Here is a 23,908-nt window from a genome sequence, read left to right on the forward strand (position 1 = left end):
CCCTGGCCAGGGATCAATTCCCGCAGTACGGACATTTATCGCACCCAACTCATGCGAAAGGCCTCGCCCATGGGCATTCGGAGCTTGCTGCGCAAGGTGTTCGGCCGGACGGAGCAGGACGAGCCGACCACGGCCACCGTCCCGCCCCAGGCCGAGCGCACCCAGCCCACGGAGCCGGAGCCGGAGACCGCCACTTCGGCGGCCGAGCCCGCGAAGGCCTCGGTACCGGCCCCGGCCTCCTCCTCGGACCGGTCCGCCGGTACCGGGGTCGACAGCGGACAGGCGTCGGACCTGGTCGCGGCGGCCTTCGACAAGGCGGCCACGACCTCGGCGACCACGCCTGCCTCCACGTCCGCGCCGAGGGTTCCGGCCCAGGGGTCGGACCCGGAGGCGAAGCCGGCCGCGGACGCCGGGAAGGACGCGGCCGAGGAGGCCGCCGCGGTGACGGAGCCGGCTGCCCCCGCGCCGATCACGATCGACATGGACCCGGAGCCGGAGGCGGAGGAGCTTCCTGCCGCCGAGGCGACGGCTGCCGAGGAGAAGGCGGAGGCGGTCGTCGAGCCGGCCGCCACCGAGAAGCCGGCCGAGCCGGTCGCGGCCGCCGAGCCCGAGCCGGTCGCCGCCGCGGAGCCCGTCGCCGAAGCCCCACCGGAGCCTGTCGCCGCGCCCGAGCCGACCGTCGAGCCCGAGCCGGTCGCGGCCGCCGAGCCCGTCGCCGCGCCCGAGCCGGAAGCCGCACCCGAGCCGCCGAAGGCGGAGCCCGTCGCCGCCCCGGAGCCGGTCGCCGAAGCCGCACCGGAACCGGAGGCCACCCCGGAGCCGCCGAAGGCGGAGCCCGTCGCCGCCGCGGAGCCGGTCGCCGAAGCCGCACCGCAGCCCGTCGCCGCGCCCGAGCCGGAAGCCGCGCCCGCGGCCAGGTCCGCCGCCCCCGCCGGCAAGCCCGCCGTCACCCTCGCCCGGGTCAAGGCGGCGGCGCCCGCGCTCGTGACCCCGTACAAGGCCGCACAGGCCGGGCTCAAGGCGCACGGACTGACCGGGCTGCGGGCCACCGTGTATCTGGTGCTCGACAGGTCCGGTTCCATGCGGCCGTTCTACAAGGACGGCAGCGCCCAGCACCTGGGCGACCGCACCCTGGCGCTCGCGGCCCACCTGGACCCGAACGCCACCGTGCCGGTCGTCTTCTTCTCGACCGACATCGACGGCACCGGGGCGATCGACCTCACCGCCCACGAGGGCCGGATCGACGAGCTGAACGCGGGCCTCGGCCGCCTGGGCCGGACGAACTACCACCGGGCCGTCGAGGAGGTCGTCGCGCACTACGAGAAGTCAGGCGCCAACGGCCCGGCGCTGATCGTCTTCCAGACGGACGGCGCCCCGGACGCCAAGGTGGCGGCCAAGCAGGCCCTGGCGGACGCGGCACGGCTGCCGCTCTTCTTCCAGTTCGTCGCGTTCGGCGACGAGGACGCGAAGGCCTTCGACTTCCTGCGCAAGCTGGACGCCGAGAACGCCGGGTTCTTCCACGCGGGCCCCGCCCCGCGCGAGGTCCCCGACGCGGCCTTCTACCGTGAGGTCCTCGCCGCACTGCCCGCCTGGGCCGCCGCCCGCGGGGTCGTCGCGGAGGACTGATCCACCGGCAGCCGTACGGTCACGGCGAGCCCGCCCTCCGGGCCGGGTACCGCCGTGACCGTACCGCCGTGGGCCATCGCGACAGAACGCACGATCGACAGCCCGAGCCCCGATCCCTGCCCCGTCCGGTCCCGCCCCTCCCCGCGCCGGAACGGCTGGAAGAACCCGGCGATGTCCGCCTCGGCCACCACCGGGCCGGTGGTGCGGACCACCAGGACCCCGTCCGCCGCCAGTGACACCTCCACGCGGCCCGCCGGGCACGTTGTACCGCACCGCGTTGGACAGCAGGTTCGCCGCGAGCTGCGCGAGCAGCTGCCGGTTCCCCCGTACGACGCCGGGCTCGACCGCGACCGTCACCTCCGGGCCGGGCGACGCCACGGGCCGGGCGGTCTCCTCCGCCACCACCTGCGCCAGGTCGACCTCCGCGCGCTCGCTCCTCGCCGGCCCGCGTTCGCTGCGCGCCAGCACGAGGGCGATCCGCATCCGGATCGTCGAGTGCCGGACCTGCGCCGTCCCGGTCGCCCGCACGAGCCTCAACAGCCGGCTCACAGGGCGTATCCGACGCCCTGGACGGTGCGGATCAGTGCCGGCTCCCCCAGCTTGGCGCGCAGCTTGCTCATGCAGACGCGGACGGCGCCGGGATGGGGTCTCCCACGCTCGACACGAGCCTGCGGGCCACGTCGTCGAGGTGCACCCGGGGAAGATCACGGTCCAGGACGACGACGTCTCAGTCGCGCAGCCCGAGGTAGGCGAGCGCGGCATCCCCGCTGTGGACGGTGCCGACGGCGAATCCCGCCCGCCGCAGCCCGGTCGCCACCAGCTCGGCCAGGATCTCCTCGTCCCGGGCGACCAGTACCCGCATCGTGTTGTCCCCTGCCTCGTGCATGTGAGCCCACTCCTCCCAGGATGCGTCTTTGGTACGGGAAAGGATGTTTCGCAAAGCTCTCCGCGGCCGGGGCGGCCGTAATCGATGTGAGTGGATCTCCCACGGACCGTTAGGATTTCGACCATGGCGGCCACTGGATCCGAGAAGCAAGGGGGCGACGGCGTGAAGAGTTTCTACGTATCGACCCCCATTTACTACGTCAACGACGCTCCTCACCTGGGGCACGCCTATACGACCGTCGCAGGCGACGTGCTCACCCGCTGGCACCGCCAGCGCGGCGAGAAGGTGTGGTACCTCACCGGCACGGACGAGCACGGTCAGAAGATCATGCGCACGGCCGAGGCGAACGACGTCACGCCCCAGGCCTGGTGCGACAAGCTCGTCGAGGAGGCCTGGAAGCCCCTCTGGGAGCACCTGAACATCGCGAACGACGACTTCATCCGTACGACGGAGAAGCGGCACACCGACCGTGTGCAGGAGTTCGTGCAGGACCTGTACGACAAGGACCAGATCTACAAGGGCGGGTACGAAGGCCCGTACTGCGTCGGCTGCGAGGAGTACAAGCTCCCCGGCGACCTGATCGAGGCCGAGGACGGCACGAAGCTGTGCCCGATCCACAAGAAGCCGGTGGAGCTCCTCAAGGAGGAGAACTACTTCTTCAAGCTCAGCGAGTACGGCCCGAAGCTCATGGAGTTCTACGCGGCCAACCCGGGCTTCATCCAGCCCGAGTCCGCCCGCAACGAGATCGTGAACTTCGTCAAGCAGGGCCTTCAGGACCTGTCGATCTCACGCTCCACGTTCGACTGGGGCGTCCCGGTGCCGTGGGACCCGAAGCACGTCATCTACGTGTGGATCGACGCCCTGCTCAACTACGCGACGGCGGTCGGCTACGGCGCCAACCAGGAGAAGTTCGACGGCACCTTCCCGGCGGACGTGCACCTGATCGGCAAGGACATCCTGCGCTTCCACTCGGTCATCTGGCCGGCCATGCTGATGGCGCAGGGCCTTCCCCTGCCCGGCAAGGTCGTCGCCAACGGCTGGCTGATGGTCGGCGGCGAGAAGATGTCCAAGTCGAACCTGACGGGCATCAAGCCGCAGGACCTGACCTCGCACTTCGGCGTGGACGCGTACCGCTGGTACTTCCTCCGGGCCATCGCGTACGGCAGCGACGGCTCCTTCTCCTGGGAGGACTTCAGCGCCCGCTACACCTCCGAGCTCGCCAACGACTACGGCAACCTCGCCTCGCGCGTCGCGGCCATGGTCGGCAAGTACTTCGGCGGTGCGCTCCCGGAGGCCACTGCCGCCGGTGACGCGGAGCGGGCGGTCCAGGAGGGCCTGGCCAGGGCCGTCGCCTCGGCCGATCAGAAGATCGGCGAGGAGCTGGACTTCCAGGGCGGCATCCTGGCGATCTTCGACTTCGTGAAGCAGGTCAACGGCTACATCACGGAGCAGGAGCCCTGGAAGGTCGCCAAGGACACGTCGCCCGAGGGCCAGGCACGGCTCGCGACCATCCTGTACACGGCGGCCGACGCGCTGCGCGGCGTCGCGGTCCTGCTGAACGCCGTCATGCCGGACACCTCGCAGAAGCTGTGGGAGTCCCTGGGCGCCGAGGCGTCCCTGGGCGCCCTGGCCGACCAGCCGGTTCAGGACGCGGGCCGCTGGGGTCAGCTGCCCGTGGGCGCGACGGTGACGAAGGGCGCGGTGCTGTTCCCGCGCCTGGAGGAGAAGCCCGCGTAAGCGGCGCACGCAGTGCAGGAGCCCGGGACCCGAACGCATCGGGACCCGGGCTCCTTCGTGTGACCCGTCAGCGCGTCCGGCGGTTCACCGGGCCAGCGACGCGGCGTCCCCCATCACGATCACCGGGTGCTTGGCGGGGTCCAGGGTGAGCAGCAGCTCGCGCATCCGGTCCTCGGTCAGCGAGACGCAGCCCTGGGTCGGTCCGCCGTGGTCCACGTGGATCCAGATGCCGCCGCCTCTCTCCGCGCCGAGCGGCCGGGTGCGGTCCAGGGGACTGGTGCCCGGGGTCCGGTTGTAGTTGATGGCGACGACGTAGTCGAAGGAGCCTTCGAGCGGCTCCCCCAGAAAGCCCTCGCCGCTCACCGCGAAGCGGTGCTGCTCGTCGTACGGGAGCAGCGCGCCCGGGTCGGGCAGCCGGCCGCCCGCGTCGGTGAGGCCGAAGACCCCGACGGGGGACCGGAGGTCGTCCGCGAGATGGTGGTCCGTCCAGCCCTCCATGCCGTTGTGGGCGGGCCAGGGGCCCGCCCCGGGTCTCCAGCCGAGAGCGGGGTCGTCGAGGCTGTAGAGCATGACGGCGGAACGGTTGGAATCGGGGCCCTGCCCGGTCACCACGACGGCCTGCCGGGCCGTGGCAGGGATCTGCGCCCGGGTCTCCGGGCCCAGCGCCGGGATCTCCGCCGGGGGGCGGAGGCTCTCGACGGGGCGGGGCGGGGCGGCCAAGGACTCCGGACCGGCCCCACCGCGGGGCGCGGAGGGGTCGGTGGTCTGCACCGCCCCGGCGGAACAGCCGATGACCAGCAGGAACAGGGTGACGAGCAGGACGTACGGGCGACGCGGGACGGACACGGTGCGGGACTCCTCGGTGAGGGGCGGACGAGCACTTCCCGTGCCAGTCCTTGCCGGGCCCGACGGCGCCGAACCGGAACCGGGGCCATCCGGATGTACCCGGTTCGTGTACCCGGGGTCCGGGAGTTCCGCACGGTCCACCCGTACGCAGGCAAAGAGCCCGGAACCGTCATGGTTCCGGGCCCTTCACCGGGGGTCCTGTGCCGTCCAGAGGTCGGTCCCGTCGTGGGTCTCGTCGGGGTCGACGCCCATCGTGATGGAGCCGATCACGCCGCGCGCCATCCTCCCCTTGCGGTACGAGAGCTTCAGAACACGCCTCACCCTGTCCGGTCGTCGTGCCGGATGCCTCGCTCTTCTCCTCCTGGGATGAGGCGGTGGCGACGACCCCGGCCCCGACTCCTGCCGCGGCCACGACCGCCGCACCGCCGATCACCACGCGGCGCCGGGTGAGGTCCTTCTTGTGCCCGGGGCCCTGATTCTCCGTCATGGGCGGTGACACCAGGCAGCCCGACTGGCAGGGACATGAGAGTCGGCTGTGCGTTCCTGTGCGAGTTCCGTCGCTGCCGGCTCCGCACGTGAAACAGTCCCCGGCCGTCGGCCGGGGACTGTTTCACGTGGAACCGAAGCGGAACTGGTGACGCCTACTTCGCGCCGGTGTCCCTCGCCACGGCGTCCGTGACATCGGCCTTGTCCTTCGCCGCCGCGACGGGCTTGCGGAGCTGGATGTGCAGCTCGCGCAGCCGGCTCTCGTCCAGCACGGTCGGGGCGCCCATCATCAGGTCCTGGGCGTTGCCGTTGAGCGGGAAGGCGATCGTCTCGCGGATGTTGGGCTCGTCGGCCAGCAGCATCACGATGCGGTCGACACCCGGGGCGATGCCACCGTGCGGCGGGGCGCCGAGGCGGAAGGCACGGAGCATGCCCGCGAACTCGTGCTCGACGGTCTCGCGGTCGTAGCCGGCGATCTCGAAGGCCTTGAGCATCAGCTCGGGCTCGTGGTTACGGATGGCGCCGGAGGACAGCTCGATGCCGTTGCAGACGATGTCGTACTGCCAGGCGAGGATGTCCAGCGGGTCCTTCTCCTCCAGGTCCTTCAGGCCGCCCTGGGGCATCGAGAAGGGGTTGTGCGAGAAGTCGATCTTGCCGGTCTCCTCGTCCTTCTCGTACATCGGGAAGTCGACGATCCAGCAGAACCGGAAGACGCCCTCCTCGAAGTGGCCGGCGCGCTTGGCGGCCTCCACGCGGACGGCGGACATGATCTTGGAGACCTCGTCGAACTCGCCCGCGCCGAAGAAGACCGCGTGGCCGGGGGCCAGGGACAGCCGCTCGGTGAGGGTCTTGACGTCCGTCTCGGTGAGGAACTTCGCGATCGGCCCGGCCAGCGTGCCGTCCTCGCCCACGCGGACCCAGGCGAGGCCCTTCGCTCCGTGCTCGACGGCGTACTCACCGAGGCCGTCGAAGAACTTCCGGGACTGGCCCGCGGTGTCCGGCACCGGAAGGGCGCGGACGTGCTTGCCGGCGAACGCCTTGAAACCGGAGTCGGCGAACACGTCGGAGATGTCGACGAGCTCCAGCTTCGCCCGCAGGTCGGGCTTGTCGTTGCCGTACTTCAGCATCGACTCGCGGAAGGGGATGCGCGGGAACGGCGAGGTGACGTGGCGGCCGTTGCCGAACTCCTCGAAGAGCTCGGTCATCAGCTTCTCGATCGGCTGGAAGACGTCCTCCTGCTCGACGAACGACATCTCGACGTCGAGCTGGTAGAACTCGCCGGGCGAGCGGTCGGCGCGGGCGTCCTCGTCGCGGAAGCACGGCGCGATCTGGAAGTAGCGGTCGAAGCCGGAGATCATCAGCAGCTGCTTGAACTGCTGCGGCGCCTGGGGGAGCGCGTAGAACTTGCCCGGGTTCAGCCGGGACGGGACCACGAAGTCACGGGCGCCCTCGGGGGAGGTCGCGGTGAGGATCGGCGTCGCCATCTCGTTGAAGCCGAGGGCCACCATCTTGGAGCGGATGGAGGCGATCACGGCCGAGCGCAGCATGATGTTGCGGTGCATGCGCTCGCGGCGCAGGTCGAGGAAGCGGTACTCCAGGCGCCGCTCCTCGTTGACCCCGTCCTCGGTGTTGATCGTGAAGGGCAGGGGGCCGGCCTCTCCCAGCACCTCGACCTCGGTGACCTCGATCTCGATCTCACCGGTCGGGAGCTCCGGGTTGACGTTGTCGGAGCCGCGAGCGGAGACCTTGCCGTCGATGCGGACGACGGTCTCCTTGGTCAGCTTCGCCAGGGCGTCGTTGCCGGGGGTGCCGGGGCGGGCGACGAGCTGCACCAGACCGTAGTGGTCGCGCAGATCGATGAAGAGGATGCCGCCCAGGTCTCGACGATTGTGCAGCCAGCCGCTCAGCCGGACGTCGGTGCCGACGTCAGAGGCGCGGAGCTCGCCGCAGGTGTGGGACCTGTACCGATGCATCGTCGTTCATCCAGTCTTCGCGGTCGGGGTGGATTGACACCCCAGGCTACCGCCCGTGGACGCACCGCTTCATTGGCATTGTCGCCGCACGGCTGTCCGAGACCCGCCCGGCGGCCTCCGGCGGGCGCTCTCCCTCGGTGGCGACCGTGGAGAACATCTTCCTAAAGTGGGGCAATGCGCACCGAGGAGATCCTGGCTGCGATCGGGACCGGGCTGTGGAGCTGGGACAGCTCATCGGGCACGGTCACGCTCGACGCCGAGGCGGCGCGGCTGGTGGGACTGCCCGCCGAGGCCACGGCCCGCCCCGGCGAGGAGGTGCGCCCCCGGTTCCACCCGGCCGACTGGAACGAGATCGACGGCATCGTGAACTTCGCGATCGCCGAGGGCACGGTGGCCGAGGCCAGAATGCGGATCGTGGACGGGAACGGCACGGTCGTACGCACGGTGCGCACCCGGTCGAAGCCGATCCCGCTGGACACCCCTGGCCGCCACACGTACGTACTGAAGGGCATCCTCCAGGAGGTCACCCAGCCCCCGGAGGACACAGCGGCGAAGACCCCGCTCACGGGCGACTGGCGGCGGTCGCGCGAGGCGTTCCTGCTGGACGCGGGACGGGCGCTGGCCGAGGCCGGGTCAACCGAGGAGGTTCTGCGGGTCGCCCATTCGCTCTCCATGCCCGGCTTCTCGCCGGACGGTCTCGCCGTGTTCGGGGTCTCGGGCGAGCGGCTGACGATCATCGGGCACCACGGACACAACGTCGGCGACGAGAAGCCCTTCACCGACATGCCCCTGCAGACGGACTACCCGGCCGCCGAGGTCGTGCGGACCGGCCAGGCGATCTACCTCGAGACCCCCGAGGAGTACCGGCGTCGCTTCCCGGCCACCTGGCCCCTCGCCCAGGAGTTCGGGCGCCAGTCCTGGGCCTTTCTGCCGCTGATCTCGTCCGGGCACACCATGGGCGCCTGGATGGCGGGATTCCGGCACAACGTGGCCTTCTCACCGGACGAGCGTTCCGTGCTGACGACGGTGGCCAGGATGCTCGCGCAGGCGCTGACCCGCGCCGGGGCGGCCGAGACCGAGCGCGAGCTGTCGCTGGGCCTCCAGCGGGCGATGAGGCCGTCCCTGGGCCCCGGTGTGCCCGGCCTGACGGTGGCGGCGCGCTACATCCCGACAGGAGGAGGTCTCCAGGTCGGCGGCGACTGGTACGACGTGATCCCGCTCCCCAACGGCCGGATCGCCCTCGTCATCGGTGACGTCCAGGGCCATGACGTGCGGGCGGCGGGACTGATGGGCCAGCTGAGGATCGCCCTGCGCGCGTACGCCTCCGAGGGGCACCGCCCCGACGCCGTGCTCTCCCGGGCCTCGCGCTTCCTGTCCGGACTGACCGAGACGTACGACCTCGACGACGGCGAGGACCGGTCGGACGCGACACGCTTCGCGACCTGCCTGTACGCGGAGGCCGACCCCGAGAACGGGACCCTCGACGTCGCTCGCGCGGGCCACCCGGACCCGGTGGTGATCAGCGTCGACGGCACGGCGGTCATCCGGCAGACCGCCGGAGGGCTGCCCCTGGGCGTCGAGAAGGACGCCGACTACCCGACGACCCGCGTGGTCCTGAGCCCCGGCGAGACGATCATGCTGTGCACGGACGGGCTCATCGAGACCGGCGGACACGACATGGCCACCGGATGGACCAGGCTCAGGCCGGTCCTGGAGAAGCCCGTCGAGGACCTGGAGGAGCTCGCGGACGCCCTCGTGCAGACGGTGCACGGGCCCGGCTCCCACTACACGACCGGGCCGCTGGTGGACCGCCGCGAGGACGACATCGCGGTCATGGTGCTGCGCCGCGAGGCCGCACGGACACGCAGGACCCCGGGGCGGCGCTCGGCCATGAGCATCGCCCAGGCGGAGCCCGAGCGCGTCGCGGCCGCCCGCCAGCAGCTGCGGGAGCTGCTGCACGACTGGGCGGACACGGAGCAGGTCGACTCGGCGGAGCTGATGGTCTCCGAGATGTCCACGAACGTGCTCGTCCACACGGACGGGGACGCGCTGCTCGTCGCGGAGGTGACGGGCGAGCGGGGAGAGCGGCGGCTGCGTGTCGAGGTGGCCGACACCAGTGACGAGTTGCCGCACAAGCGGCGGCCGGGGGAGATGGCGTCCAGCGGCCGAGGGCTGGTGCTGATGGAGATGCTCGCCGACGCCTGGGGGGTGGACCCGAGGGGCGAGGGGAAGTCGATCTGGTTCGAGCTGTACGAGTCCCCGGAACCGGCCGAGCTGGGCGTCACCGGCTCATGAACTCCCGGGCACCGCGTCCTCCCGGCCTCCGGCCTCGTATCCCTTGCGCAGCTCGCCGATCACCCCGAACACCGCGGCGCACACCGGCACCGCCAGCAGCATGCCCAGCAGCCCCGCGACGCTCGCGCCCGCGGTCAGCGCGATCATGATCGTGGCGGGGTGCATCTGGACCGTACGGCTCTGGATGACGGGCTGGAGCACGTGCCCCTCCAGCACCTGGACGGCGAGCACCACTCCCAGCGCCCAGAGCGCGATCACGATGCCCCGGTCGGCGAGCGCGACCAGCACCGCCACGGCACCGGAGATGAAGGCCCCGAGATACGGGATGTAGGCGCCGACGAAGACCAGCGCGCCCAGTCCCACCGCCCCCGGCACCCGCAGGATCAGCAGGCCCACCGTGATGCACAGCGCGTCGATCAGGGCGATGAAGGTGGTGCCGCGCATGAACCCCTCGACGGCTTCGAAGGCCCTGCGCCCCATGGCCTCCACGAGTCCGCCCGTGCCGCGCGGGGCGATGGTGTGGGCGAGGTGGACGGCACGGTCGGAGTCGCGCAGGAAGAAGAACGTCAGCAGCAGGGCCAGGACCGCCGTGGTCACGAGCGAGCCGATGACGCTGATCCCGGTGAGCAGTCCGCCCGCGGCACTCGCGCCGAACTTCCCGATCAGTTTCTTCGCGTTGTCCGCCAGGTCGTCCACATTCGCGACCCCTTCGATGTCGAAGTGGTCGATGACCCACTGTGCCGCGTCCTTCAGCGAGGCCACGATCTGGTCGCCGGTGTCGACGAGGGCGGTGACGACGATGTATCCGGCGCCGCCGCCCACCGCGACGAGCGCGGCGCAGGTGAGTCCGGCCGCCACGGATCTGTTCACCTTGTGGGCGGTCAGCCAGCGGTGGACGGGGCCGAGCAGAGCCGTGCCGAGCAGCGCCAGCAGGACCGGGGTGACCGCGGTCTTGAGCACCACCACCAGCCAGATGGCCACAGCCACGACGCCGACGACCAGGAGCAGAACGCCGCACCAAGCGGCCGTCCGCCGCGCGACATCGGGCAGGAGGGGCTTCCGGATAGGCACCCTCCCACCCGATCACGGGCGGGGAGTGGTGTCCCTTCCGCACGGTCGTACGGGTGACGGGCCGTCACCCGTACGACCGGAGGGGCCGGTCACATGCCGTGGACTGCCGGGACCTTGCCGAGGCGGCCCGCCTGGAAGTCCTCGAAGGCCTGCTTGAGCTCGTCCTGGGTGTTCATCACGAACGGCCCGTAGTGCGCCATCGGCTCACGGATCGGACGCCCGCCGAGCAGCACGACCTCCAGGTCCGGGGTGTTGCCGTCCTGCGTCTCGTCGGCGCGGACGGTCAGCGAGGACCCCTTGCCGAAGACCGCGGTCTGCCCGGTGCGGACCGGGCGGCGCTCCTCACCGACGCTGCCGCGCCCGGCGAGGACGTACGCGAGGCCGTTGAAGTCCTCGCGCCACGGGAGCGTCACCTCGGCACCCGGCCGGATCGTCGCGTGGACCATGGTGATCGGCGTGTGCGTGATGCCCGGGCCCTCGTGGCCGTCGAGCTCACCGGCGATGACACGGAGCAGCGCGCCGCCGTCCGGGGAGGCGAGGAGCTGGACCTGGCCACCACGGATGTCCTGGTAGCGCGGGGCCATCATCTTGTCGGCCTTGGGCAGGTTCACCCAGAGCTGGAGGCCGTGGAAGAGGCCGCCGGACATGACGAGCGCCTCCGGCGGCGTCTCGATGTGCAGGAGCCCGCTGCCGGCGGTCATCCACTGGGTGTCGCCGTTCTCGATGGCACCGCCGCCGCCGTGGCTGTCCTTGTGGATGAAGCTCCCGTCGATGATGTACGTGACGGTCTCGAAGCCGCGGTGCGGGTGCCAGGGGGTCCCCTTCGGCTCGCCGGCCGCGTACTCCACCTCACCCATCTGGTCCATCATGATGAACGGGTCGAGGTGCCGGTAGTTGATCCCGGCGAAGGCACGCCGCACCGGGAACCCCTCGCCCTCGAAACCGCTGGGCGCGGTCGTGACGGTCAGCACAGGGCGGGCCACGGCCTCGGCCTGGGCCGCGACCTTCGGCAGGGTCAGCGGGTTTTCGACGGTCACTGCGGGCATGGGAGCCACCTCCGGGAGTCTTCTGCGTCCAATTTAGTTGAACGGTGAACATCTAGCAAGGCGGCATCCATTCCCGCCGCCCCGGACAGCACGAGGGCCCGCACCGGTCGGTGCGGGCCCTCGTGCCACCTCGGGTCGCGGACGCCCTCGGCCGCCCACGGAGCAGGGGGTGCCTATCCGTACATACGACGCATCGCGAAGTCCACCATCTGCTCCACCGCCTTGGCGTCGAAGACCATGCGGTGATCACCCTCCATGTCCAGGACGAAGCCGTAGCCGGTCGGCAGCAGGTCGATCACCTCGGCGCCCGTGATCACGAAGTACTTGGACTCCTTGCCCGCGTAGCTCCGGAGCTCCTTGAGCGTCGTGAACATGGGGATCACCGGCTGCTGGGTGTTGTGGAGCGCCAGGAAGCCGGGGTTGTCGCCGCGCGGGCAGTAGACCTTCGCCGTGGCGAAGATCTGCTGGAAGTCCTCCGCGGACAGCGAACCGGTCGTGAAGGCCCGTACCGCGTCGGCCAGGGAAGGCGGCGAGGGCTCGGGGTACAACGGCTGGTCGCCGTAGCCGCCGCCCATCTGCTGCTGTGCGCCCTGGTTCTGGTCGTAGCCATACATGCCGCAAAGAGTAATCGGACACATCCGTGCCTCGGGGGGTTGCGTCTTATTACTGACGGGTAGCATCATCGTAGGGGTCAGGTGATACACCCACGCCCGGCCGTCCGTCGCCCGAACCTCACTCCTCCACGGGGCGCTGCGCGCCACTGCTATTGATTACGGAGCCTTCCCATGGGGCACTACAAGTCGAATCTCCGCGACATCGAGTTCAACCTCTTCGAGGTCCTCGGGCGCGACAAGCTGTACGGCACCGGCCCGTTCGCGGAGATGGACGTCGACACCGCGAAGAGCATCCTGGACGAGGTGACCCGCCTCGCGGAGAACGAGCTCGCCGATTCGTACGCCGACGCGGACCGCAACCCGCCGGTCTTCGACCCCGAGACGAACACCGCGCCCGTCCCGGCCTCCTTCAAGAAGTCCTACCAGGCCTTCATGGACTCCGAGTACTGGCGCCTGGGCCTGCCCGAGGAGATCGGCGGCACGACGTCGCCGCGCTCCCTGATCTGGGGTTACGCGGAGCTGCTGCTCGGCTCGAACCCGGCGGTCTGGATGTACTCCTCCGGTCCCGCGTTCGCCGGCATCCTCTTCGACGAGGGCAACGAGGCGCAGAAGAAGGTCGCGGAGATCGCCGTCGAGAAGCAGTGGGGCTCGACGATGGTGCTGACCGAGCCGGACGCCGGCTCGGACGTGGGCGCCGGCCGCACGAAGGCGGTCGAGCAGGAGGACGGCTCCTGGCACATCGAGGGTGTGAAGCGCTTCATCACCTCGGGCGAGCACGACATGTCCGAGAACATCCTCCACTACGTCCTGGCACGCCCCGAGGGCGCCGGCCCGGGCACCAAGGGCCTCTCCCTCTTCCTGGTCCCGAAGTTCCACTTCGACTGGACCACCGGCGAGCTCGGTGCGCGCAACGGTGTGTACGCGACGAACGTCGAGCACAAGATGGGCCTCAAGGCGTCGAACACCTGCGAGATGACCTTCGGCGACCAGCACCCCGCCAAGGGCTGGCTGATCGGCGACAAGCACGACGGCATCCGTCAGATGTTCCGCATCATCGAGTTCGCCCGCATGATGGTCGGCACGAAGGCCATCGCGGCCCTCTCGGCGGGCTACCTCAACGCGCTGGAGTACGCCAAGGAGCGCGTCCAGGGCACCGACCTGTCGCAGTTCATGGACAAGACGGCCCCCAAGGTCACCATCACGCACCACCCCGACGTGCGCCGCTCCCTGATGACGCAGAAGGCGTACGCCGAGGGCATGCGCTCCCTCGTGCTGTACACCGCCTCCGTCCAGGACGCGATCCAGGTGAAGGAGGCCGCGGGCGAGGACGCCAAGGCGCTCAACGGCCTCAACGACCTGCTGCTCCCGATCGTGAAGGGCTACGGCTCCGAGAAGTCCTACGAGCAGCTCGCGCAGTCGCTCCAGACGTTCGGCGGCTCCGGTTACCTCCAGGAGTACCCGGTCGAGCAGTACATCCGCGACGCCAAGATCGACACCCTCTACGAGGGCACGACGGCGATCCAGGGCCAGGACTTCTTCTTCCGGAAGATCGTCCGCGACCAGGGCGCCTCGCTCAACACCCTCTCCGAGGAGATCAAGAAGTTCCTCGCGAGCGCCCAGGGCGACGAGGAGCTGTCCGGCTCGCTGGACAACCTCGCCAAGGCCGCGGTGGACCTGGAGGCGATCGTCGGCACGATGATCACCGACCTCACCGCCACGGGCGAGGACGTCAAGAACATCTACAAGGTCGGTCTCAACACGACCCGCCTCCTGATGGCCTCGGGCGACGTCGTCGTCGGCTACCTGCTGCTCAAGGGCGCGGTCGTGGCCTCCGAGAAGCTGCGCAACGCCTCCGCCAAGGACGCCGCCTTCTACCAGGGCAAGATCGCCGCTGCGAAGTTCTTCGCCGCGAACGTCCTGCCGGGCGTCTCCGGCGAGCGCGCGCTGGCCGAGTCCGTCGACAACTCGCTGATGGAGCTCGACGAGGCCGCGTTCTAGTCGTCGTCCCGCCCAGCCCCTGATGACGCCGCCATCCGGATCCCTCCGGGTGGCGGCGTCGTGGTGGGTGGGGCAACTTTCCGGACACGGGCGGCGGCACGACGTCGTACACCGTTAAACGTCCCCCGTCCGCCGTCGTTACAGTGAAGAACATGAGCTCTCCCCTCCGCTTCGACCGCGGGCACACCGACGATCTGATGGCCTTCCTGATGGCGGCCCCTTCCCCGTACCACGCCGTGGCCGCGGCCGCCGCGCGGCTGGAGAAGGCCGGATTCCGGCAGGTCGAGGAGACGGACGCGTGGGACGGCTCCACCGGCGGGAAGTACGTCCTGCGGGGTGGCGCCATCGTGGCCTGGTACGTGCCGGAGGGCGCCGCCGCCCACACCCCGTTCAGGATCGTGGGCGCCCACACCGACTCCCCGAACCTGCGGGTCAAGCCGCTGCCCGACTCGGGTGCGCACGGCTGGCGCCAGATCGCCGTCGAGGTCTACGGCGGGACGCTCCTGAACACCTGGCTCGACCGGGACCTCGGTCTCGCCGGCCGCATCTCCCTGCGCGACGGCACGCACCGGCTGGTGAACATCGACCGGCCCCTGCTGCGCGTCCCCCAGCTCGCCGTGCACCTGGACCGGTCCGCCAACCCCGACGGCCTCAAGCTCGACCGCCAGAAGCACATGCAGCCGATCTGGGGACTCGGCGACGTCGAGGAGGGCGACCTCATCCGCTTCGTCGCCGACGCGGCGGGCGTCGAGGCCGCGGAGATCACCGGCTGGGACCTCATGCCGCACCCCGTCGAGCCGCCCGCCTACCTGGGCCGCGACCGTGAACTCCTCGCCGGTCCGCGCATGGACAACCTGCTCTCGGTGCACGCCGCGACGGCCGCGCTGGCCGCCGTGTCCGGGCAGCCCGACGGCGAGATCCCGTACATCCCCGTGCTGGCCGCCTTCGACCACGAGGAGAACGGCTCCCAGTCCGACACCGGCGCGGACGGCCCGCTGCTGGGCACGGTCCTGGAGCGCTCCGTCTTCGCCCGCGGCGGTTCGTACGAGGACCGTGCCCGGGCCTTCGCCGGAACCGTCTGTCTCTCCTCGGACACCGGCCACGCCGTCCACCCCAACTACGCCGAGCGCCACGACCCGACGCACCACCCGGTGGCCAACGGCGGGCCCATCCTCAAGGTGAACGTCAACATGCGCTACGCGACCGACGGCGGCGGCCGCGCCGTGTTCGCCGCGGCCTGCGAGAAGGCCGGTGTGCCGTGGCAGACGTTCGTCTCCAACAACTCGATGCCGTGCGGCACGACGATCGGCCCGATCACCGCGGCCCGGCACGGCATCACGACCGTCGACATCGGTGTGGCGATCCTTTCGATGCACAGCGCGCGTGAACTCTGCGGCGCCGACGACCCGTACCTCCTGGCCAACGCGCTCACGGCGTTCCTCGCGGGCTGATCCCTCCACCGTCCCAACCGCCCCGGCGGACATGGTTGTTGCCGGGCCGGGTACGCGATCCGTACACCGGCCCGGATTCACCGGGCCGTCGAGGAGGCGGAAATCATGGGACTCGGAGGATGCATTCTCCTGATCGGTGCCGGGGCGATCCTGGCGTTCGCCACCGACTGGGAAATGGATACCGTCAACGTCGACCTGGTCGGCTGGATCATGATGCTCGTCGGCCTCGTCGGCGTCTTCGTCTACGTGAGCATCGCGCGGCGCCGCCGCATGGTCGTGCCGCCCACCACCACGGTCGTCTCGGAGGACGAGCGCCGCTACCGGTGAGCTGACGTCCCGACAGGCGGCACCGCCGGCACGTGCCCTGAGGGCATGTGGCGGGGCGCCGCCGGGCCGGTCGGCCGTCAGTCCTGTTCGTCCATCCCGGCCAGCACCAGCGGGAGCCTGGACGTCCCTCCGGCGGTGACGCTCACGGGGACGCCCCAGTCCTGCTGGTGCACATGGCAGGCCGGGTACTCGTTGTCCGGGTCGTCGTCGCAGGACGCCGCCATCGCGGACACGTGCAGAACACCCTCGGTGACCCCGTCCGCGAGGACCAGGTCACGACCCAGATCCGTCCCCTGGCCCGACCCCTCGGCCAGCAGCTCCGGCGGGGTCGAGGAGACCAGCAGCCGGGTGGAGGGGCCGTAACGGGTGTCGAGCTTCTGCCCCGCGGGCGCCTGGAAGACCACGTCCAGCCTCAGCGTGCCGGCGGCGACCTCGGTGGCCGCGCGCTGGGTGCGGTGGGCCCGGTCCGCGACCCTCACGGCCTCCTCGGGAAGCCGGAGCCGGGTCAGCCGGTGCCGTGCGGACTCGACGACGACCAGATCGCCGTCCACCAGGACCGCGTCGCTCGGCTCCCGCAGATCGGTGGCCAGCGTGGTGACCTCGCCGCTCTCCGGGTCGTACCGCCGCAGCGCGTGGTTGTAGGTGTCGCTCACGGCCACGGAGCCGTCAGGGAGGGCCGTGACACCCAGCGGGTGCTGGAAAAGCGCCTGCTCAGCGGGGCCGTCCCGGTGGCCGAAGTCGAAGAGGCCGGTACCGACGGCGGTGTGGACAGCGCCCTCCAGGTCCACGAAGCGCAGCGAGGAGGTCTCGGAGTCTGCGACCCAGAGACGATCGCCGGCCGCGGCCAGACCGGACGGCTGCGCGAACCACGCCTCGTCCCCGGGCCCGTCGACCAGACCCTCGTTGGTCGTCCCGGCGGCGACCCGCACCGTCCCCTGCCCGGGGTCGTACGTCCACAGCTGGTGGACGCCGGCCATCGCGATCCACAGCCGGTCGCCGAACCAGGCGACGTCCCACGGCGACGACAGGTCCACCTCCGTGGCCGGGCCGCTGGTGGCGGAGGACTGCCACCACTGGCGTCCGGTCCCGGCGAGCGTGGTCGTCACTCCCGTGGCGAGGTCGAGCGCCCTGATCGCGTGGTTGACGGTGTCCGCGACGGCGATCCGGCCGTCCGGCAGCACGGCGAGACCCTGCGGTTCGCTGAACCGGGCCTCGTCCCGGCCACCGTCCGCGAGTCCGCGCTCACCGGCGCCGAAGTGCCCCCGCACGGTCTCGCCGTCGGCCTCCAGCTCGACCAGGCGGTGCCGGGTGGTGTCCGAGACCAGGAAGCCGCCGTCCGGGAGTGCGAGCGCCTTGCCGGGGAACCGCAGGTGGCCGGCGACGGGCTCCGGAGCGACGTAGGGGCCGTCGCCGCGGTGCAGGGTGCCCTTCGCGGCGTGCTCGGCCTCCAGCTCCTCGACCAGCTTCTCGATGGCGTGCGCGTGCCCCTCACCGGCGTGCTGTGCGACGACGTAGCCCTCGGGGTCCACGACGACGAGCGTGGGCCAGGCGCGGACGGCGTACTGCTTCCAGGTGGCGAGCTCGGGGTCGTCGAGCACGGGGTGGTGCACCTCGTACCGCTCGACGGCGTCGACCACGGCCTGGTGCTCAGCCTCGTGCACGAACTTCGGGGAGTGGACACCGATGATCACCACGGTGGAGCGGTGCTTCTCCTCCAGCTCACGCAGCTCGTCGAGCACATGCAGACAGTTCACGCAGCAGAATGTCCAGAAATCCAGAATGACAATGCGTCCCCGCAGGTCAGCAAGGGTGTACTGCCGGTCGCCTGTATTGAGCCAGCCGCCCTTGCCGATCAGTTCGGGGGCGCGGACACGTGCACGTGCTGTCATGACAACAGTCAACAGCACCGTGGCCTGCCCACATTCCGGCAGGTCGTCGGGGAACCTGTGATCCATGAGACTTCTCGTGCGTGAGCGACTGTTCGGCGTCGGCGACGACTACTGGATCGAGGACGCGGACGGGCGGAAGCTCTTCCTCGTCGACGGCAAGGCCATGCGGCTCCGTGACACCTTCGAACTGAAGGACACCGACGGCCAGGTGCTGGTGGAGATCCGCCAGAAACTGATCAGCCTGCGCGACACCATGCTGATCGAGCGGAACGGCGAGGAACTCGCCAAGATCAAGCGGAAGCGACTCTCGCTCCTGCGCAACCACTACCGGGTGGTCCTGGTGGACGGGACCGAGCTGGACGTCAGCGGCAAGATCCTGGACCGCGAGTTCGCCATCGACTACGACGGGGAGCTGCTCGCCCAGATCTCCCGGCGCTGGCTGACCGTCCGCGACACCTACGGCGTCGACATCGTGCGGGAGGACGCCGATGTGCCGCTGCTTCTCGCCGTGGCGGTGTGCGTCATCGTCCTCGCGGACAAGGAGCACAACAAGGATCACGACAAGGGCCACGACGAGGACTGACCGGCAGGCAGCCGGACCGCCGAGGGCCCGGTTTCACGTGAAACCGGGCCCTCGGGAGGTCTGCGTACGGCTCAGGCCAGGCGCCGTGGCGCGAGGCCCAGGCGGCGGTCCTTGAGGGCCGGGAACTGCTCCCGGGTGGTGGTGGCCTTCGCCGGGTCGAACTCCACGGTGAGCACCTCCTCGCCGGCCCCGGCCTCGGCAAGCACCTCGCCCCAGGGGTCGACGACGATGCTGTGGCCCGCCTGCTCGACCCCCGCGTGGGTACCGGCCGACCCGACCGCCAGCACGTACGCCTGGTTCTCCACCGCGCGGGCCTGTGCCAGCAGGGTCCAGTGCGAACGACGGCGCTCCGGCCAGCCGGCCGCGACGATCAGGGTCTCGGCACCCGCGTCGACGAGCCCCCGGAACTGCTCGGGGAAGCGCAGGTCGTAGCAGGTGGCGAGGCCGACCACGGTCTCCGGCAGGGCGACGGTGACGAGTTCCTCCCCGGCCCCCATGAGCACCGCCTCGCCCTTGTCGAAGCCGAAGCGATGGATCTTGCGGTAGGCGGCGGCCAGCTCACCCTCGGGCGAGAAGACCAGCGAGGTGTTGTAGAGGGTGCCGTCCTCGGCGCGCTCGACGAACGACCCGGCGTGCAGCCAGACCCCGGCCTCGGCCGCCGCCTTCGCCATGACGTCATGGGTGGGGCCTTGCAGGGGCTCGGCCTCATCGGCGAACGCGGTGTAGGCGAAGGCACCGACCGGCCAGAGCTCGGGAAGGAGGACCAGGTCCGCACCCCGCTGGGCCACGACCAGCGAAGCCGCGCGCTCTCTACGGGAATTGACCGATTCATCCGGGTTTACTGCGATCTGGATGAGGGAGGCGTGCACACTACCACCGTCCTGGCATGGAAGCCGTCAACGCGGGCCTACGATCGTCACACGAAAGCACTGCCGGGGTGCCTGCTCGCAGCGTAACTTAGCGAGCGAACCTCCCACGCAGCCCGCAGACAGCGACGTCGGTGCCGGCCCTCCCGTCGGCACTCCCTGCTCTCCAGCCCATGCACCGCAGAACCGCACGAGGGGTCCCGTGACCGTCCATCCCAGCCTCCAGACCTATGCCGATGCCTGGACCCACTCCGTCGAGTCGATATCCGAGCTGGTCAAGCCGCTCGTCGAGGGGGAGTGGAACCGCCGGACGCCCTGCCCGGGCTGGTCGGTACGCGACATCGTCTCGCACGTCATCGGCATGGAGTGCGAGCAGCTCGGCGACCCCCGCCCGATCCACACGCTGCCGCGCGACCTCTACCACGTGCAGAACGACCACCAGCGCTACATGGAGATGCAGGTCGACGTACGGCGCCACCACACCGCGCCGGAGATGACCTCGGAGCTGGAGTACACGCTCATCCGGCGCATGCGTCAGCTGCGCAACGAGTCGCGCGCCCCCGAGACCATGGTGCGGGCACCTCTCGGCGCCGAGCAGACCCTGGAACTGGCACTGCGGATGCGGGCGTTCGACGTCTGGGTGCACGAGCAGGACCTGCGCACGACGCTGGGACAGCCCGGCAATCTGGACTCCCCCGGCGCCCTCGTCGTCCGGGACACGCTGCTGGTCGGACTGGCGAAGGTGGTCGCCAAGGACGCGGGCGCACCGCCCAATTCGGCCGTGGTCTTCGATGTGCACGGCCCGCTGGAGTTCCTGCGTACGGTCAGGGTCGACGGCGAGGGCCGCGGTTCGGTCGACGGCGCGCCGTCTCTGGGCCCCGCGGCGACCCTGGCGATGGACTGGGAGACGTACTACCGGCTGGCCTGCGGCCGGGTCCGGGCGCAGGCCGTGGAGGACCGGATCAAGATCGATGGCGACCAGGAGCTGGCGGCCGAGATCCTGCGTCACTTCGCCGTGACGCCGTGACCCCGTGACCGGCGGCGCCCGCCCCTGGACAGGCCAGGACGGGCGCGCCGCCGGGACCGCCGTCAGGCAGGGACGTGCACGGCTTCGACCCGGCTGACGACGTGGTGGTCGCGTTCCCTGTGGGTGGCGCTGGCGTGCAGCCGCAGGATCTGCACGATGCCGAGCGCCTCCAGGACGAAGACCGACGCGAACGCGACGCGGTAGTTGTCCCCGGTCGCGTCCAGCAGGACGCCGACCGCGAACAGTGTCGTCATCGAGGCGACGAAGCCGCCCATGTTGACGATGCCGGAAGCGGTGCCCTGGCGTTCCGGCGGATTGGCCGGCCGGCCGAAGTCGAAGCCGATCATCGAGGCCGGTCCGCAGGAGCCGAGCACCACGCACAGGGTGATCAGCAGCCACATCGGCGCGTGGTCGCCGGGGTAGAAGATCGTCGACGCCCAGAGCAGCGCGGTCATCGCGACCGTCCCCAGGGCCAGCGGGGCCCGCGCCGCGTGGTGGCGGGCGATGATCTGCCCGTAGACGAGCCCCACGAGCATGTTGGAGAGCACCACCAGCGTGAGCAGCTCACCGGCGGTGCCCCGGCTCAGCCCCTGCGCCTCGACCAGGAACGGCATGCCCCACAGCAGCAGGAAGACCATGGCGGGGAACTGCGTGGTGAAGTGCACCCACATACCCAGGCGGGTGCCCGGCTCCCGCCAGGCAGCGGCGATCTGCTTCCGCACGTACGCCGCCCCGGCGTGCTCGGCGGGCGGGGGCTCGTGGCCCTCGGGGTGGTCCTTGAGGAAGAGCAGCAGCAGGACCAGCACCACCACGCCGGCCAGCGAGCTGCCGACGAAGGTCGCGGTCCAGCCGAAGCCGTGCAGCGCACGGGCGATGACGAGGGTCGAGACGAGGTTGCCCGCCATCCCGAAGAGCGCGGCCACCTGACCGATCAGCGGCCCGCGCCGGGCCGGGAACCACCGGGCGCCGAGCCGCAGCACGCTGATGAACGTCATCGCGTCGCCGCAGCCGAGCATCGCGCGGGAGGCGAGAGCCATGCCGTACGAGGGGGAGAGCGCGAAACCCAGCTGCCCCAGCGTGAAGAGCACCACCCCGATGGTGAGGACCTTCTTGGTGCCGAGCCTGTCGACCATGAGGCCCACGGGTATCTGCATGCCGGCGTAGACGAGCAGCTGCAGGATGGAGAACGTCGACAGGGCCGAGGCGTTGACCTCGAACCGTTCGGCGGCGTCGAGCCCGGCGACGCCCAGACTCGTACGGAAGATGATGGCGACGAAGTAGACGGCGACACCGATGCCCCAGACCCACGCGGCACGCCGGCCGCCGGGCGGGTCTCCGGGCAGGGAGAGGGTGGGGGACGCGGAGCTCATCGGTCCTCACCCCGGACCAGCACCTTGACCCGGCTGACGTGGCGCCGCACGACCTGTGCGGCGCCCTCGGCGTCGCCGGCCCTGATGGCGTCCAGCAGCTCTCCGTGCTCGGTGATGTTGGCGGCGATCCTGCCGGGGTGCGCCTCCATCACGGCCACGCCCATGCGCAGCTGCCGGTCACGGAGCTGGTCGTAGAGGCGGGAGAGGATCTCGTTGCCCGCGTTCTTCACGATCTCGGCGTGGAAGCACCGGTCCTTGACGGAGACCGCTGCCAGGTCGCCCGCCTCGGCGAGCTCCCGCTGCTCCTCCAGGAGCCGCTCCAGCCGGGCGATCAGCTGCGCCGACGCGGGCACGGCCTTCCGCGCGGCGAACTCCTCCACGAGCAGCCGGGTCTCCACCACATCGGAGATCTCCTGCGCGGAGACCGCGAGCACCAGCGCACCCTTCTTCGGGTAGAGCTTGATCAGCCCTTCGACCTCCAGCCGGAGCAGCGCCTCCCGCACCGGGGTCCGGGACACGCCGACGGCCTCGGCGAGGTCGCCCTCGGTGAGGAACGTGCCGCCCTCGTAGCGGCGGTCGAGGACGGCTTCCTTGATGTGGGTGTAGACGCGCTCGGCTGCGGGCGGGGGCTTGGGGACCGCCTTGCGGGCGGCGGGTTCGGCGATGGGTGCGGCAGGCATGCACACAGCATAGATACAAGATGGGTGCGTCCGCCTCCCCGTCCGCGATCCGGACGCGGGGGCGGACATCCGACCCTGGTGTCCGGCCGGGCTCCGGCGGGGTGTGAAATCACCCGTACGAGAGGGCATCCATCCGGGCGTCTCGCGAGTCTCACCACCGAGCGGCACCCCATGTGGCCGCATTTCAGGTGTATTTGGAGCGTTCGACTTGAAAACTGGACTCAAGGGCATAAACCGCGCAAGCGTAGCCGCCACCGTCACTCTCACCGCGGGCGCCGTCCTCGCGGGCAGCGCGTTCGCCTCCACGGCTCAGGCCGCGGCACCGCCGACGCCCTCGATCACCGCCAAGGGCGGCTTCGTGATGAACAGCGGCACCGCGAAGACGCTCTACGGAAAAGCCGCGGACACCCGCCGCTCCACCGGCTCCACGACGAAGATAATGACCGCCAAGGTGGTGCTGGCCCAGAAGAACCTGAACCTTGATTCCAAGGTGACGGTCCAGAAGGCGTACAGCGACTACATCGTCTCGAAGACCGCCTCGTCGGCCCGGCTGATCGTCGGCGACAAGGTCACGGTCCGCCAGCTCCTGTACGGCCTGATGCTGCCGTCGGGCTGCGACGCCGCCTACGCCCTCGCCGACAAGTTCGGTTCCGGCTCCACGCGCGCGGCCCGGGTGAAGTCCTTCATCGGCAAGATGAACGCCTCCGCGAAGAGCCTCGGCCTGAAGAACACCCACTTCGACTCGTTCGACGGCATCGGCAGCGGCTCGAACTACTCCACGCCGCGTGACCTGACGAAGATCGCCGGAAGCGCGATGAAGAACTCCACGTTCCGCGCGATCGTGAAGACGAAGTCCACCAAGCAGAAGGTCACGACGAAGAGCGGCGGCTACCGCTACATGTCGTGGTCGAACACCAACCCGCTGCTGGGCAGTTACAGCGGCGCGATCGGCGTGAAGACCGGCTCGGGCCCGTCGGCCAAGTACTGCCTGGTCTTCGCCGCGACCCGTAACGGCAAGACGGTCATCGGGACCGTCCTCACCTCGACATCCGCCACCACCCGGACGGCCGACGCGAAGAAGCTCCTGGACTACGCCTTCAAGAAGTGACCCGTTCCGCACACACGCGAAGGGGCCCG

20 protein-coding genes and 2 pseudogenes are annotated in these 23,908 nt (G+C 70.4%); 9 read left to right on the forward strand and 13 right to left on the reverse strand.

Features of this window, described 5'->3' with window-relative positions:
* Positions 1-69: 69 nt before the first annotated feature.
* Complete coding sequence (locus OG379_RS19195) at positions 70-1,626, forward strand: VWA domain-containing protein (protein WP_405664388.1); 1,557 nt, start codon at positions 70-72, stop codon at positions 1,624-1,626.
* Here the strand turns inward: OG379_RS19195 and OG379_RS19200 are convergent.
* The 3 genes and pseudogenes from OG379_RS19200 to OG379_RS19210 form a co-directional block, all read right to left on the reverse strand.
* Positions 1,560-2,097: pseudogene (locus OG379_RS19200) on the reverse strand (sensor histidine kinase); the annotation flags it as partial. The gene OG379_RS19195 and the pseudogene OG379_RS19200 overlap by 67 nt on opposite strands.
* 74 nt (positions 2,098-2,171) lie before the next feature.
* Entirely contained in the window at positions 2,172-2,246 is a 75-nt protein-coding gene (locus tag OG379_RS19205; protein ID WP_405668578.1) for a hypothetical protein, read from the reverse strand.
* A gap of 41 nt (positions 2,247-2,287) precedes the next feature.
* Positions 2,288-2,488, reverse strand: a pseudogene (locus tag OG379_RS19210) (response regulator); the annotation flags it as partial.
* Between the two features lie 147 nt (positions 2,489-2,635).
* Here OG379_RS19210 and metG point away from each other — a divergent pair.
* Complete coding sequence (gene metG / locus OG379_RS19215; protein WP_405664390.1) at positions 2,636-4,249, forward strand: methionine--tRNA ligase; 1,614 nt, start codon at positions 2,636-2,638, stop codon at positions 4,247-4,249.
* A gap of 84 nt (positions 4,250-4,333) precedes the next feature.
* On the opposite strand, the gene OG379_RS19220 is transcribed toward metG, so the two are convergent.
* The 3 genes from OG379_RS19220 to aspS all read right to left on the reverse strand — a co-directional run bounded on the left by OG379_RS19220 (position 4,334) and on the right by aspS (position 7,554).
* Positions 4,334-5,095, reverse strand: coding sequence for a hypothetical protein (locus OG379_RS19220; protein ID WP_405664392.1), 762 nt, complete (start codon positions 5,093-5,095; stop codon positions 4,334-4,336).
* Positions 5,096-5,281: 186 nt separating this feature from the next.
* Positions 5,282-5,416, reverse strand: a complete 135-nt coding sequence (locus OG379_RS19225; protein WP_405664394.1) for a hypothetical protein — start codon at positions 5,414-5,416, stop codon at positions 5,282-5,284.
* 320 nt (positions 5,417-5,736) lie between these two features.
* The gene (gene aspS / locus OG379_RS19230; RefSeq protein WP_405664396.1) at positions 5,737-7,554 is read right to left on the reverse strand and encodes an aspartate--tRNA ligase; all 1,818 of its coding nucleotides are present in this window, start codon (positions 7,552-7,554) and stop codon (positions 5,737-5,739) included.
* A gap of 174 nt (positions 7,555-7,728) precedes the next feature.
* On the opposite strand from aspS, the gene OG379_RS19235 reads away from it, so the two are divergent.
* Positions 7,729-9,849 (forward strand): SpoIIE family protein phosphatase, encoded by a 2,121-nt coding sequence (locus tag OG379_RS19235; RefSeq protein ID WP_405664398.1) that lies wholly within the window; start codon positions 7,729-7,731, stop codon positions 9,847-9,849.
* Here OG379_RS19235 and OG379_RS19240 read toward each other — a convergent pair.
* The 3 genes from OG379_RS19240 to OG379_RS19250 all read right to left on the reverse strand — a co-directional run bounded on the left by OG379_RS19240 (position 9,844) and on the right by OG379_RS19250 (position 12,580).
* Positions 9,844-10,920 (reverse strand): AI-2E family transporter, encoded by a 1,077-nt coding sequence (locus OG379_RS19240; RefSeq protein WP_405664400.1) that lies wholly within the window; start codon positions 10,918-10,920, stop codon positions 9,844-9,846. The two genes, OG379_RS19235 and OG379_RS19240, sit on opposite strands and share 6 nt — an antisense overlap.
* Positions 10,921-11,009: 89 nt before the next feature.
* Positions 11,010-11,966 (reverse strand): pirin family protein, encoded by a 957-nt coding sequence (locus tag OG379_RS19245; protein WP_393756364.1) that lies wholly within the window; start codon positions 11,964-11,966, stop codon positions 11,010-11,012.
* Positions 11,967-12,139: 173 nt separating this feature from the next.
* On the reverse strand, positions 12,140-12,580 hold the full coding sequence (locus OG379_RS19250) for an SseB family protein (RefSeq protein ID WP_393756366.1): 441 nt from the start codon (positions 12,578-12,580) through the stop codon (positions 12,140-12,142).
* A 171-nt stretch (positions 12,581-12,751) separates the two neighbouring features.
* On the opposite strand from OG379_RS19250, the gene OG379_RS19255 reads away from it, so the two are divergent.
* The 3 genes from OG379_RS19255 to OG379_RS19265 all read left to right on the forward strand — a co-directional run bounded on the left by OG379_RS19255 (position 12,752) and on the right by OG379_RS19265 (position 16,356).
* Positions 12,752-14,578: an acyl-CoA dehydrogenase gene (locus OG379_RS19255; protein ID WP_405664402.1), complete on the forward strand. Its 1,827-nt coding sequence runs from the start codon at positions 12,752-12,754 to the stop codon at positions 14,576-14,578.
* A 152-nt stretch (positions 14,579-14,730) separates the two neighbouring features.
* Positions 14,731-16,029, forward strand: coding sequence for a M18 family aminopeptidase (locus OG379_RS19260; RefSeq protein ID WP_393756370.1), 1,299 nt, complete (start codon positions 14,731-14,733; stop codon positions 16,027-16,029).
* Positions 16,030-16,134: 105 nt separating this feature from the next.
* The gene (locus tag OG379_RS19265) at positions 16,135-16,356 is read left to right on the forward strand and encodes a DUF6458 family protein (RefSeq protein WP_099173346.1); all 222 of its coding nucleotides are present in this window, start codon (positions 16,135-16,137) and stop codon (positions 16,354-16,356) included.
* Between the two features lie 77 nt (positions 16,357-16,433).
* On the opposite strand, the gene OG379_RS19270 is transcribed toward OG379_RS19265, so the two are convergent.
* Positions 16,434-18,245, reverse strand: coding sequence for an NHL domain-containing thioredoxin family protein (locus tag OG379_RS19270; protein WP_405664405.1), 1,812 nt, complete (start codon positions 18,243-18,245; stop codon positions 16,434-16,436).
* Positions 18,246-18,309: 64 nt separating this feature from the next.
* On the opposite strand from OG379_RS19270, the gene OG379_RS19275 reads away from it, so the two are divergent.
* Positions 18,310-18,828 (forward strand): LURP-one-related/scramblase family protein, encoded by a 519-nt coding sequence (locus OG379_RS19275; RefSeq protein ID WP_405664407.1) that lies wholly within the window; start codon positions 18,310-18,312, stop codon positions 18,826-18,828.
* Between the two features lie 71 nt (positions 18,829-18,899).
* Here OG379_RS19275 and OG379_RS19280 read toward each other — a convergent pair whose 3' ends face one another.
* Positions 18,900-19,697: a carbon-nitrogen family hydrolase gene (locus tag OG379_RS19280; protein WP_393756376.1), complete on the reverse strand. Its 798-nt coding sequence runs from the start codon at positions 19,695-19,697 to the stop codon at positions 18,900-18,902.
* A 199-nt stretch (positions 19,698-19,896) separates the two neighbouring features.
* Here OG379_RS19280 and OG379_RS19285 point away from each other — a divergent pair, with 199 nt between their 5' ends.
* Positions 19,897-20,721: a maleylpyruvate isomerase family mycothiol-dependent enzyme gene (locus OG379_RS19285; protein WP_393756378.1), complete on the forward strand. Its 825-nt coding sequence runs from the start codon at positions 19,897-19,899 to the stop codon at positions 20,719-20,721.
* Between the two features lie 62 nt (positions 20,722-20,783).
* On the opposite strand, the gene OG379_RS19290 is transcribed toward OG379_RS19285, so the two are convergent.
* On the reverse strand, positions 20,784-22,091 hold the full coding sequence (locus OG379_RS19290; RefSeq protein ID WP_393756380.1) for a nitrate/nitrite transporter: 1,308 nt from the start codon (positions 22,089-22,091) through the stop codon (positions 20,784-20,786).
* Complete coding sequence (locus OG379_RS19295) at positions 22,088-22,771, reverse strand: GntR family transcriptional regulator (protein ID WP_405664410.1); 684 nt, start codon at positions 22,769-22,771, stop codon at positions 22,088-22,090. Before OG379_RS19295 ends, OG379_RS19290 begins: the two co-directional genes overlap by 4 nt.
* Positions 22,772-22,979: 208 nt before the next feature.
* On the opposite strand from OG379_RS19295, the gene OG379_RS19300 reads away from it, so the two are divergent.
* On the forward strand, positions 22,980-23,879 hold the full coding sequence (locus tag OG379_RS19300) for a D-alanyl-D-alanine carboxypeptidase family protein (protein ID WP_393756384.1): 900 nt from the start codon (positions 22,980-22,982) through the stop codon (positions 23,877-23,879).
* The last annotated feature ends 29 nt before the right edge of the window (positions 23,880-23,908 follow it).

It is taken from the genome of Streptomyces sp. NBC_01166, from assembly GCF_045039765.1.
Classification (GTDB): domain Bacteria; phylum Actinomycetota; class Actinomycetes; order Streptomycetales; family Streptomycetaceae; genus Streptomyces.